General features: G+C 59.7%; 8 protein-coding genes. 4 read left to right on the plus strand and 4 right to left on the minus strand.

The genetic code is table 11. The features are described from left to right. Positions 1-4: 4 nt before the first annotated feature. The 4 genes from A6V37_RS12115 to A6V37_RS12130 all read right to left on the minus strand — a co-directional run bounded on the left by A6V37_RS12115 (position 5) and on the right by A6V37_RS12130 (position 8,724). Complete coding sequence (locus tag A6V37_RS12115) at positions 5-3,550, minus strand: beta strand repeat-containing protein (RefSeq protein WP_064286018.1); 3,546 nt, start codon at positions 3,548-3,550, stop codon at positions 5-7. Positions 3,551-3,575: 25 nt separating this feature from the next. Next, positions 3,576-5,207: a ShlB/FhaC/HecB family hemolysin secretion/activation protein gene (locus A6V37_RS12120; protein ID WP_242665778.1), complete on the minus strand. Its 1,632-nt coding sequence runs from the start codon at positions 5,205-5,207 to the stop codon at positions 3,576-3,578. A gap of 978 nt (positions 5,208-6,185) precedes the next feature. Next, entirely contained in the window at positions 6,186-7,538 is a 1,353-nt protein-coding gene (locus tag A6V37_RS12125) for an epoxide hydrolase (protein WP_064267291.1), read from the minus strand. Positions 7,539-7,674: 136 nt separating this feature from the next. Then, complete coding sequence (locus A6V37_RS12130; RefSeq protein WP_064267292.1) at positions 7,675-8,724, minus strand: alpha/beta fold hydrolase; 1,050 nt, start codon at positions 8,722-8,724, stop codon at positions 7,675-7,677. Between the two features lie 878 nt (positions 8,725-9,602). Here A6V37_RS12130 and A6V37_RS12140 point away from each other — a divergent pair. From A6V37_RS12140 to A6V37_RS12155, 4 genes are read left to right on the plus strand one after another with little or no spacing between them, the layout of a single operon-like run. Beyond that, complete coding sequence (locus A6V37_RS12140; protein ID WP_064267325.1) at positions 9,603-9,908, plus strand: non-heme iron oxygenase ferredoxin subunit; 306 nt, start codon at positions 9,603-9,605, stop codon at positions 9,906-9,908. 36 nt (positions 9,909-9,944) lie between these two features. Next, positions 9,945-11,171, plus strand: a complete 1,227-nt coding sequence (locus A6V37_RS12145; protein ID WP_082902661.1) for an NAD(P)/FAD-dependent oxidoreductase — start codon at positions 9,945-9,947, stop codon at positions 11,169-11,171. 18 nt (positions 11,172-11,189) lie between these two features. After that, the gene (locus tag A6V37_RS12150) at positions 11,190-12,482 is read left to right on the plus strand and encodes an aromatic ring-hydroxylating dioxygenase subunit alpha (protein WP_064267294.1); all 1,293 of its coding nucleotides are present in this window, start codon (positions 11,190-11,192) and stop codon (positions 12,480-12,482) included. Further along, on the plus strand, positions 12,483-12,992 hold the full coding sequence (locus A6V37_RS12155) for an aromatic-ring-hydroxylating dioxygenase subunit beta (RefSeq protein ID WP_064267295.1): 510 nt from the start codon (positions 12,483-12,485) through the stop codon (positions 12,990-12,992). It abuts the gene before it with no gap. Positions 12,993-13,020 lie beyond the last annotated feature (28 nt).

Genomic DNA, 13,020 nt, shown 5'->3' on the forward strand with positions numbered 1-13,020 from the left:
GATATCAGCTGCAATACAGTTTGGTCGTGGTGGATTTGTTGCCGGTTTTCACCGTGCTCTGGCCGGAACTTGTCGTCGTGTCATCGCCGCCGAACGTGCCTGGCTCACCGCCCACCGTCGTGGACTCCGCGGGCGATGAACTGCTGGTGCTGGTTGACGAAGTGGAAAGCGTGACGGTCGAACTGACACCCGATGTCGACGTCACAGCCTGAACGACGGCATTCGATACGGGCGTTACCGCTTGCGTAACCACGGACGCCGCCGTTTGCGAAGAACCAGGGGGCGGGGGAGTCGTTGGGCTCGTCGGGGTGACAGGAGTCACCGAGGTCGTAGGCGGCGATGGGCTGGTCGGGGTAACCGGGGTCACGGAGGTCGTAGGGGGCGTTGGGTTCGTCGGGGTGACAGGTGTCACAGGCGTCACAACCGGCGGCGCCGTCGCCGCCACTGGCACGACTGTGCCGTGGGCGTCAGCAATGCTGACGCCAGCCGCATACGTCACGGCGCCATTTACCGCGGTGAATGTGGCCAACCCCGGCACAGAAGTCGCGACGTTCGCATTGACCGATATATTGTTGCCGGCGAACGAGTTGATGTTCCCCGCAGTGGACGCAAGCACGCCGTTGAGCGTGAGATTGTCAGTCGAAGCACCGGTGTTGGCGACCGACAGATCGATGCCGCCCGTCGCGTTGACACCGGCCGTGCCGACGATCATCGCGCCAGTGTTGCTTACGCTGACGTTGCCCCCTGCGTTATTGATGCGGTTGACACTCACTGTGCTAGCGTCGGAAGTGTTGAGATGATTGACGATCGCGATGTCGCCGGTCGTGGTATTGCTTGCGGAAATTCCCGCGATCTGATTGCCCGCAAGGGTCAGCGTCGTGCCATTGGCAGACGTTGTGCTCAACTGCTGCGTGACGTGCAGCGGCGAGAACTGCTGGGTTATCGCCCCGTTTGCCGCGGTCAGCGTCAGGTTGCGCGCGGTGATATCGCCTACCATCAGATCGCCGCTGCCTTGCGTCACGGACATGTCGCCGCTGGTCGAGATCGAGCCGCCGTTCTGCGAAAAGACGCCAGTGATATTGAGCTGGGAACCGCTACCGGTGCCGACGATGCTTCCGCCGTTGGTCAAGGACAGCGAAGCAAGACTGGCGACGCCCGTATAAGCCAGAACGCCGCCGCCGGCGGCGACGCTGCCACTGCCGTTAATGTTGGTCACATTGAGCGTGCCACCCGACATGTACAGATTGGAGCCCGTGTTGAACGTGATGCTGTTGACCGTATCGACACCGTCATAGTATCCATGCGCCATGCGTGCGCCCGCTGCCACGATGACGTTATCGATGGCAGTCGGGAAGTAACCGGTCGACCAGAAATAGGGGTTGCCCCACAGACTCTCGGCGGTGCCTGAATAGGTGATAGTCTCCGATCCCGCCATGGCAAGCGACAAGCCCGGCCCCGAGCTGTTGTAAACCGGTTTGATCATCTGCAGGGCGCCGCTGCTGTCGATCACGTTGCCGAGAACATGACGAAATACACCGGGCGGAGTACTACTGACGGGACCGGAAAGTGCAGCAAAGGTCGTTCCCATCACCGGGACATAGCCGCCCAGCAAATTTGTTTCCAGCGTTCCACACAGCGAGAGGGACGGCGCAGAGTAGCTCAGGGTGTCGTAGCTGCCGGCGCCGGCGATGTCGATCAGCAGCGTGCCGGTAGCACTCTGACTATAGCCGCCGTTGATCGACAGCGAACCTATCGCGCCGTCGCCGCCAGGGGCGATCGTGCCGTTGTTGAGCAGGACGCCGGTGCCCGACGCCACCGAAATCGTGCCGTTACCGGACAGATTTCCCCCGGTGTCGTTGGTGAACGTGCCGGACGTCAGCGTGGCGTTGTGCAGCGCGAGGCTACCGGTATTGAGGAGCGAGCCGGCGTTCAGGCTGGCATTGCTCAGTGACAACGTCCCGCCGTTGGTCAATGTCCCTCCGACGCTGAGGTTCGCGGAAGCATTGGCGTTCAGCGTTCCTCCGGCAAGGAGTGTCAGGTTGCCGGTGGACAGGGCACCACCGTGGCTGAGGTCGATTGAACCACCGCTCGCCAGCATCAGGTTGCCGTTGCCGGACGTGCCGAAGCCGTCGCTGACGGATAGTGTTCCACCGTTAGGGCCGAGGGTGGCGTCGCTGACAGTTACTGCGTGGCTGCCGCTTGCGATGCCACGGGCGTTGGTGTTGAGGGTCAGCGCGAGCGTGTTCGACGTGCTGGTGACATCGGCGTTGATGTTGATGTTGCCATCGGCGTTCAGGGTCAGGGATGCCGCCGCGCCGCTGGTCTTGTTGATGGCAGCGCTAACGGTGATGTCGCCGCCGGTGGCTCCGTCATCGGCGCCGGTGGCGAGGACGACATTGGAGCCGCTGTTTAGCATGCCCGACACCGTGCCGGCACTGATGGTGGAACCCGCGCCCGTAGAGGCGATCACGTTGCCGGAGTTGGTCGTGTTGCTGGAGCTGCCCGACACCACTTCGAGCGAGTAGGGATCGATGTACCACTTGCCGCCTGCGCCGACTGTCGGCAGCTTCACCACGTCCAGCGACTGTTTGCCCGATGTTTCGACATAGCCGCCCGATCCGGCACGGCCGGTTGCGGAAATATTGCCGTCGAGATAGGCAACCTTGTCCGAATACAGCGTGACGTCGCCGCCCTGGGTCGCACCATCGGCGGTCACACTTGAGCTCGCCGTCGTAGTCAGGTTTTGCGAAGCGCGCAGGAAGATCCGCCCGCCCTGATTCACCACGCTGGTTGCGTTGATGGCGCCACTGTTGTTGATCAGGCCCGCCGCAATGCCGATGTTGCCCGCTTCCGCTGCGATGTCACCGAGGTTGGTGACATTGCCGCCCGTGCCGGTCACATTGACCGTCACACCTGGCGTGCCGGTGTCGACGAGTTGCACGGACTGGCCTGCCGCCAGCAGCACCTCGCCGTTCGGGCTGGTGATCACGCCGCTGTTCTTCACGTCGGCGCCGATCAGGTAGACGCTGCCGCCGCCGGCCGTCTTGATGACACCTTGATTCTCGACATGGCCGGCAACGTCGGCGGTACTGAACGTCAGCCGTCCTGCCAGAAAGTCGCTGTCGCTGATGTTGAGTGCGCTGGCGATGAACCGCGACACGTCGACCACGCCGGACGGTCCGACCAGGATGCCGTTCTGATTGATCAGCGCGAAGGTGCCGTTGGACTTGAGCAGGCCGTAGATCTGCGAGGGATCCGAACCGGTCACTCTCGCGAGGAAAGACGATGCCGCCCCCGGCTGGTTGATGTTGACTACCGCGTTGGCGCCAATGCTGAACGTGCCGAAGCTCGCAATCGCGGAACCGCTGCTTTGGTTGATGTTGAGCGCATTGCCATTTTGCGTGATCGTGGCGGTCCCGTACGTAACGTTGCCGCCGGTCGGCAGTGTGTTGGGTGCGGGCGGTGCCGCCATGGACGGGATATTCCACGTCATGAGAATGGCCGCAACCGCCGTGGCCGACATGCGCAATGGCGAGACGGCTGCCGGCATTTTCAATTGATTTCGACTCGTCATATCAAAAGCCCAGGCTTGCGCTGACATCGGCGTGGAAGTCTCCGCGCTTCTCGGTGAGTGAATTGCCGGCCGCGTCGACTCGCGCGACGTCCAGCCTGATGCTGACGTTGCGGCCGAAGGCGTAACGTGCGCCGACACCCATGCTCGATACGTTCAGGTTCGCTGGAATGCCGCTGCTGCCGACATTGCTGTTGTGGCCATACCCGAAGTCGAAGAAAGCCAGCAGGCGCAAATTGCCCTTGCTGACGAGTTGAGGCGTATAAATCTCGGTATTGACGAACACGCCGCTATCGGCAACCACCGCGCGCTCCGTGAAACCGCGCACGGCGTACATGCCAACCAGGCCGAACTGTTCCGACGACACCAATGGGTTCCTCGTGACCTGCGCAGTGGTGGCGACACGCCATTGCCAGTCGTTGGCGAAGCTTTGGATGATTGAAGCGTCGCCGTGCAGGATCATGAAGCCGTCGACGGTATCGCGGCTGCCGGGCGTCAGGTACGAATACCGATCGGTGCGGCCGTCGGTGTTGGTGTATTCCGTGCCGGTCGCAATGTTGCGCGAGATGCCGATGTCGTAATCGATGCTTTGTCCGACGCCGAGCGTCTGGCTGCTATACGTCAGGCTGAGCGGCATCGTGGAGTAGGGCACGCAGGACGCGACCGGCGGCGTCGGTCCCGCGGTGCTGATTCCCACGCCGTTGACGTTGCAGGTCGAATCGATTTTCTTGTAGTCGAAGCCGAAGATCAGCTTGCTGGTGGTCTCGCCACGCCGGGCGAAGAAGTGGTTCCAACGGAAGCCGTAGATGTCGCCTTTGCCGGTCAAGCCCAGCAGGCCGCCGAGTGTCGGCGACGAGCTTGGCGTGTTGATATCGGACTTGCCGTAGAAAAAATCAAGGCTGTCGCCAAGGCTGTACAGCGGGATCCGATAGCCGACGGAGTAGACGTTGACCCTTACGCCGCTCGGGCTGTCGGGGGAGGTCGTGTACGCCAGCGTGCCCACCTGGTCGAGATTGAACAGGTTGGCGTCCTGAATGGCGACGCCGGTGCGCCAGCGGCCGGTGGAGGACGCGCCGGTGTTGTCGACCGTGGCGAAGATGTGCAGCGGATTGCTGTCCGCCACCTTGACTTCGGCGTCGACCGTGCCGGGTTCATTGCCGCTGCTCAGCGTCACGCTGACCTGCTTGGCGGGGTTGTCGTTGCTTAGTTGCACCGCCTCCGAGATTTTGCGCAGGTTCGGCGACTGGCCGCTCTGGAGTTGCGGCAGCCCGGCGAGGACATTCTTTTCGCTGAAGTGCTGGTTGCCGGTGACGGTGGTTTTGCCAATCCGGTTTTCGGTCACCTGGATTCTGACGATGCCGCTGGTCAACTCCTGCTCGGGCACATAGACCTGCACAGCGGTGTAGCCCGCTTTGCGATAGGCATTTTCCAGCGCTTCGAGCGCATGCTGAATGTCGCCGTAGACGCGGTGCGGTCCGCTCATCGGTTGCAACAGCCGTTGCACCTCGTCCGCCGGCAGCAGGCTGTTCCCCTCCACATCGAAGCGCGTGATAGCGAAGCCGTCGTCGGCAAATGTACTCGTGGCTGCAGCTAGCAATGCCATCCCCGACAGGCATTGCATCAGACGTCGCTTCATTATTCTTTATGTCCGTCTTTTCCCGGACGATTACCGGATGCCGTTCGTTTCATGGCAACCGTCGTCGCGAGCTGTTATAGGGTCTCCCTTGCCGGCGTGTTGTCTATGTGCCGACCATGCAGTGCGTTGCTACCGCACGCGCGTAACGCCCATTCACGTTTGTTATCGGCAATGTAAAGCGCAACTTGATAGTGACTGACCTAAAAAACTTGCGTCTGACGCAGAGGGGGTTCCTGCCCTACGTTATCGAAAGCCTGTTTCGCTCTGGCTGGAAGAACGTGCGCGCAAAAGTGGTGAATGTTGTTCCATGCGCTGGTCCGCTCGCGCCGCGCCTGAACGTGTCGCCGGACGTCGTCGAGAAGTACGGACCGCTTCATGATTCGGCCGGTTACGGTCCGGCAATGCCCCCTGGAATGTTAGGACGCACGCCGCGCATACGGTGCCAGTTGATAAATTGAAGTAATCTTGCACAAAGGCGCCCTAGGAATCCCCGATTTGCTGAGTTGCTGTTTCGTATAAGCCAAGAACAAGGACGAATGATGCTCAAGTTCCTCAAGCGATTGTTCAGGACGAACAAGCGGAATCGACCGGGACCATCGGAGACTCCCTACTTGCCGATGGTGGATATTTCGACACCCCGCGACGCGCGCGCGTCCGATGTTTGCCACACGGACTCGTCGGCCCATGGTGACCACCACACCTCATCACATTCGTTCGACTGCTCGTCCGATGGAGGAGGGCACAGCGGGTAAGCCGGCGTCAAAATATAACAATGCCGATACCACAACCTCTCCGTGATGCATCTCTCGGGCGAAGCGTCGCCCACACCGCGTGTGTTACGAAGGGAAGCGACTCCAGCGTCCACCCGCATTCCCCAGCATAAATGGCGATAGCCCCGCTTCTGGCATTTGCTTCTCGTTGATCGATTCTATTGGCCGCCATACGCTCCGACGCACACGCGTCGGAGCGCTTGGCGCCTTATGTGCGCAAGGACCTTAACCCCGTGCGCACTTCGTTCGCGAAGATCAGCGGTTCTTCCCATGCCGCGAAGTGTCCGCCCGTTTCAGGCTTATTGAAGTAAATGAGGTTGTGATAGGCCTTTTCGGTCCAGCTTCTCGGCGCCTGGTAATTTTCGCCTGGGAACGCGCTGATGGCGGCCGGCACGGTGACGTCGGCCGCGAGGAAGAAGTTCGCGTGCGACTCCCAGTAGAACCGTGCCGCCGAAACCCCCGTATTGGTCAGCCAATACAGCGTGACGTCGTCGAGCACATCGTCTCGTGTCAGCGCGCCGGAGGAATGACCGTTGACCGGGTGGCCGAGGACCGCCGCGCTCAACGCAGCGGCGGGCTGGCCGTATCCGTCGCCATGGTCGAGAAGCCAGGAGGCGAGCGCGACAGGCGAATCGGCGAGACCGTACAGCGTCTGCGGGCGCGTGCCCATTTCGAAGGCGTAGCCGCGCTTCTTTTTGAAGTTGGCGCTCAATTGCTCATACGCGTGCTTCTCCTCGTCCGACAAGCCGGCAGGCATCGGGTCGCCCGCCGCCAGCGATTTCAGAATCTCCGCCGGAACGGACGCGGGGAAATTGACATGAATGCCGATCAGCTCGGGCGGCGCCTGTTTCGCCATGATGTTCGTGACAATGCCACCGAGATCGCCGCCCTGCGAAGCAAAACGCTCATAGCCAAGGCGCTTCATCAACGTGACCCACGCTCGCGCGGTGCGCTCCGGTCCCCAGCCCGTTGTGGTCGGCCGCGCCGAAAAGCCATAGCCCGGCAAGGACGGAATCACGAGATGGAACGCATCCGAAGCCGGTGCGCCGTACGCAGTTGGATTGACGAGCGGGTCGATGATCTTGAACTGTTCGATGATCGAGCCGGGCCAGCCGTGGGTCACGATCAGCGGCATCGCGTTTTCGTGCTTCGACCGGACATGGATGAAATGGATATCGAGCCCGTCGACCTCGGTGATGAACTGCGGATATGAATTTAGCCGTGCTTCGCATTTGCGCCAGTCGTAGCCGCTCGCCCAATATTGAGCGAGCCCCTGAATGGTGGCGAGCTGGATGCCCTGCGATTCGTCGGGCACGGTTTCACGGTCGGGCCAACGCGTGGCCTTGATGCGCCGCCGCATATCGGTGAGCTGTGTTTCGGGGGCGTGAACGCGGAACGGCCGAATCGCGGTCTTGTCGCCGTTGGCGGGTTCCGTAATCTTGCCGACGGCCGGGGTCGTGTCCGCGAGGGCAAGCCGGCTCAACGAGCCGGCGGCGAGCGTCGCGGCGGCCACACCGACAAAGTGCCGGCGCGATGAGGATTGGGGAGCGTCGTTTGACATGGAATCAGTCTCCAATAGTGATCAGTGTGTTGCCGTTAGCTCGAACAGGTCGTTCGTCATGCACCGTTTAAACAGAGTTTGAGTTATGCATGCATATACACAGAGAATGGCGAAAGTGATCGCATGCATGCGCCGATCAATCGTGCGTGGCTTGTAGGAAGTCAAGCATCGTCTTCGCGACGAGCTCGGGTTGCTCTTCCTGGACAAAATGGCCGCTGTCCTGCACTTCGACTGCGTTCAGATTCGTTGCTTTCTGGCTGATGACTTTCTTCATCCACCCGTAGGCAGGGCCGCCCATCGCGAGAACGGGCATATCGAGCTTGCCGTAGTTCCTGTAATCGACGACGTCTTGCGGCAGTGCCTGATACCAGCCGTCGCTTGCGCGAATGGCCTCGATGCTGTTGTACGCGTGCTCATAGACCGCGCGATCGCGTGCGTCGATTGCACTCTCGTTCTTCAGAAAATAGGTGAAGATCCAGTCCTGCTCAAGGCCAACCCGGCCGGCGAGCAGCTTTTCGGGTAGACCATGAATCTGGTTAAAGGCGAACCACCACAGGTACGGACGCGCGCTGCCGAGCTTGTCGCCGACGTTGCCTTGTGGCGGCAGCAGGGGAAACGACAGCAAGCTGTCATCGGGATGCGGCAGTTCGAGCATCACGAGCCGGTCGGTGGCCTGCGGATAGTTCGCCGCATAGGCGAACGCAACGGCCGAACCGATGTCGTGGCCGGCAACGCTGGCCTTCTCGTAACCGAGTGACTTCACGAGTTCGTGAATATCTGCAGCCATGGTCTTCTTGTCATAGCCGTTGTCGGGCTTCGACGAAGCACCCATGCCGCGCAGATCGACCGCAATCACCGTGTAGTGTTCAGCAAGCGCCGGCATGATCTTGTGGAACGTCCACCAGGTTTCAGGCCAGCCGGGCAGCAACACCAAAGGCTCACCCTTGCCGCCGACAACGTAGTGCAGCCGCACACCGTTAACCTCGGCGTACCCATTGCTGAAGCCGGGAAGCGACTTCACCAGCGCTGCGTCCGATACGCCCGCGGCCCGCGCCGTCACGTGCTGATGCACCGGTGCTGGGCGCTGCGCGGCCGTTGCTGGCAACTGCGCGTAGCCAGGGAAAGCGGCCGCCATCAGCGCAGCACAGATGGCACTCGCGGTGGCAATCCTGATCAATGATTTCATAGCATGTCCTGAGTCAATATCGAAGTTCAATGGAAGGCGTGCCGAATCTCGAGGCCGGGCTGCGCGAAGTCTGCCGCGTGCGTGTGAGAAGGCAGGTGCGCGCGATCTCGCCCCTTGTTTCACTGCCTGCATTGCGTTGAGTGTTCAGATCAATGTCCGCTCTCATGTTGCATATGCAATAGTCGCCGTTGAACGTATTAGATATTGCGGACGTATCTGGGATGTGTCGTGAAGCACGCCGTGTGTATGTCCATGTATCTGGACACGCTACGGATACATGGCTGTACATGGAAAGAGGGTGATGTAAAGAATCTCAACGCCGTCTTTCGATCTGATAGTGTTCATGTGCTATCCAGCGCTCGCGGCCGACTTCGGGCTAACCATATTGCGGCATAGCGCCCCCGCTGTGCCGCGGTCTCATCCTCAGGCGCCTGGGCTCCTTTCATGCACGCCGTGCCGATCCCCATGGCTAAAAATAAGCCGGGGAGACCGAAAATGTCCACATTCATTTCCGGGCGGACATCCTGTGCGCCGATATTTCCGGCGAGTTGAGCGTCGCCTGTCGCCGGTGATCATCTGGGAGGGATCCTTGCGCTGTTGGTCGGCACGGAACTGGGTGCTGTGCCGTTCGAATTTCCCTTTGTCTCCATCAGCAAGGGCAGTGAACCCTGCGGCGTCAGGGCTCTGCTGGATCTGTGCTGGGCTTTCATTTTCTTCGTCATACGGCTTATGTGGCTGCCAAATGTAGCTCTCGCCGTGCGGCCCTGTCGCGACACCCATTTTCAAAGGGTAAACGATAATTTTGTGCGTATTGACTCAAAGTGAATTACTGGTACCATGAATTCATCAGCATACTGATCAATTTCCAAGGCAAAGCGATGACACTCAAATTCGCAGCAAATCTTGACGATCTGAACCCGGACGAGCCTTATGCGGCAATGGGCGACAAGGAGCAGATCGCCCTGTATCTCGTAGATGGAGAGGTCTATGCGACGCACAACGTGTGCACGCATCAATTTGCGCTGCTCAGCGATGGTTTTCTGGAAGACGGATGCATTGAGTGCCCGCTTCATCAGGGGAAATTCGATGTGAAGACTGGCGCCGCGCTTTGTGCGCCTGTGACCGCGCCGATCAAGACTTACAGGGTCCACGTCGAAGGCGGCGCAGTGATGGTTGAGCTCTGAGCGCCGAATCTTTTTGACTACGCCAGGAATCTGAAAGTGGAAACGATTTTGATTGTCGGTGCCGGACAAGCCGGCGGCTGCGCAGCCGAGACGCTTAGGGCGCAGGGCTTCGAGGGCTCGATCCTGCTCGTCGGTGATGAACAGCACAGGCCGTACGAGCGTCCTGCACTGTCGAAGACGGTGCTGACGGCAGCGGACGATAACGAATGCTTCGACGCGTGGTTACATTCGAGCGACTTCTACGCGACCAGAAAGATCGACTGGATAGCAGACGGTGTCGAAAAACTGGACGTGACGCACCGCACTGCGATGCTCAAGAGTGGGCGAAGCATCAGCTTCGACAAATGCCTGCTGACAACGGGCGGTCGCGCGCGCCACCTGCCGGGCACGCCTGTCAGTCACCATCTATTTACGCTGCGTACTCTGGCGGACGCGATGCGGGTAAGGCAGCGCATGGTCGGCGCGAGTTCGGTGGTCGTCATCGGCGGCGGCTTTCTTGGGCTTGAGTTTGCAGCCAGCGCAAGGGTGCGCGGAATCGACGTCACCGTGGTTGAAGCGGGTGAGCAATTACTGGGGCGCGCGCTGCCGCGCGAATTCTCGGACCGCTTGCGCAACAAGCACGAACAGAACGGGGTGAAGTTCATGCTGGGTGCCAAGCTGATTGCCTCAGTTGAGCATGCGCCTGGGGTAACGCTGACCTTTGCTGACCATGCATCACAGCGCTGCGATTTCGTCGTGGTTGCCATTGGGCAGGAGCCGAACGAAGAGCTCGCCAAGGCGTCCGGCCTCGAGACAGGTAACGGCATACATGTTGACGCACACTGCGAAAGCACGGTCGCCGGCATTTATGCAGCAGGCGATTGCGCAAATTTCCCCTTTGGCTCAGCTGGGCGGCGTCTGCGTCTCGAGTCATGGCAGAACGCACAGGACCAGGCGATCGTTGCCGCACGCAACATGCTGGGCGAGACGGTCGAATACCGGCCAAGCCCCTGGTTCTGGACGGACCAGTACGACTGGAACGTGCAGATGCTCGGAATGCTCGACGGCCCGGTGGATCAATGGATCGAGCGGCAGACATCGAACGACAGGACCTTACTCATGGGCTTGCGCGACAACGTCATTGTGTATGCACTCGCAGTCAATAACGGCGGCGAACTGCGTGCGATTCGCGGTCTCGTTGAGGAGGCGATTCAGGTCGACCCCGAGGCCCTCGCGGACCTGAACGTCAAGTTGCGACAACTTGAACGTAAAGCTCACTCATAACGCATTCAGGAGAGTACTTTGTATTCGTCAGAGACGGTAATCGGGCTCGGTGCGCCGAGCGTCAAAAATAAGCCCATCGAGCAATTGGTCTGGCCGGAAGAAGGCCTCCACGCTATTCCAGACTGGGTTTACACGAGTGACGATGTGTACGCTCGCGAGGTTGAGCGGATTTTTCAGGGCCGTACCTGGAACTTCGTTGCGCTGGAGGCTGAAGTGCCCAACAGCGGGGACTACAAGCGCTCGTATGTCGGTCCGACGCCGGTGGTAGTCTCGCGCGCAGAAGATGGTTCCATCCACGTGTTCGAAAACCGCTGCGCCCATCGCGGCGCTGAATTTTGTCGCCATACGCGCGGCAACAATACTGAATTCGTGTGCCCGTATCACCAGTGGTCCTATGACCTGAAAGGGAACCTGCAAGGTATTCCGTTCAAACGGGGTGTGAACAAACTCGGCGGGATGCCACGCGACTTCCGCAATGAGGACCACGGTCTCAAGAAGCTCGCTGTCACGACGCGCAATGGGGTGGTCTTCGCCTCATTCACGCACGACATGGAGCCGATTGAAGATTACCTCACGCCCGAAATCCTGAAGGATTTCGACACCGTCTTCAACGGCAAGAAGTTGCGCATCCTCGGGTTTTACAAGAACGAGTTGCCATGCAACTGGAAGATGTACCACGAGAATCTGAAGGACCCGTACCACGCAACGCTGCTGCACTCGTTCCTGGTGGTGTTCGGCTTGCTGGTTGCAGGAAACCGCTCGGCGATGGTGGCCGACAGTAAATACGGCATACACGGCACGATGGCGTCGGCGAAAAGCGATTCACTCTATGCAACGGTGGATGCCGACAAGAAAAAGGAAATGCGCTCGTTCCACGAGGGTATGGTCCTCAAGGACGAGCGGTTCCTTGAGTACGTCAAGGAGTTTGATTCAGAATGGTCGGTGACGATGCAGACAATCTGGCCGAATCTGATTGTCCAGCGTGAAATGAATACCTTGGGGGTCCGGCATATTGTTCCGAATGGTCCGAACAGCATGATCATGCTGTGGACGATGTTCGGATACGAAGACGACTCTGACGAGACCACGCGTCACCGGCTGCGCCAGGGCAACCTGATGGGGCCGGCGGGGTTCCTCGGTCTTGAGGATAACGAAGCCATGAAGTTTGTGCAGGAAGGCGTGCGTCGCTCGGTGACCGATCGAAGTGTTCTCAAACTCGACAGCGAGAAAATTGGCACGGCGGACAATCTGATTTCGGAAGCTGCAATTCGTGCGATGTACAAACACTACCGTGAAGTGATGGGGTTCTAGATGCTGCCAGGATTCGAGAAGAAGCCAATTGCACACGACAAGGCACTCGCCGCGCGCGCAGCCGTGGAAGATTTCCATGCCGAATATTGTGCGGTGCTCGACGGGGGCGACATCGAACGGTGGCCAGACTTTTTTACGGAAAACTGTCTTTATCGGGTGACCGAGTACGAAAATGCCGCCCACGGGTTTCCGGTCGGACTGGTCTACGCGGAAGGCCGGGACATGCTGCGCGACCGCGCAGTTGCTATCTCCAGGACGCAGATGTTTGCTCCGCGGCAGATGCTGCATTTCGTCACTAACGTTCGTATCCTTGACGTTACAGACGAAGAAATCATTGCTCAGAGCAATTACATGTTGATGCAGACCCTGGTTGAAGGCGCGACTTCCCTGCATCAGGCGGGTCGGCTTTTTGACCGCTTTGCTCGAAATGGCAATGAACTGCTCCTGAAGGAACGCCAGGCAATTTACGACACGGCGATGATTGCGAACGATCTGGCTTATCCCGTTTGAAGGGGGTGATCAGAGAATGTTAACAGCG

The sequence above is a fragment of the Paraburkholderia ginsengiterrae genome, assembly GCF_001645125.1.
Classification (GTDB): domain Bacteria; phylum Pseudomonadota; class Gammaproteobacteria; order Burkholderiales; family Burkholderiaceae; genus Paraburkholderia; species Paraburkholderia ginsengiterrae.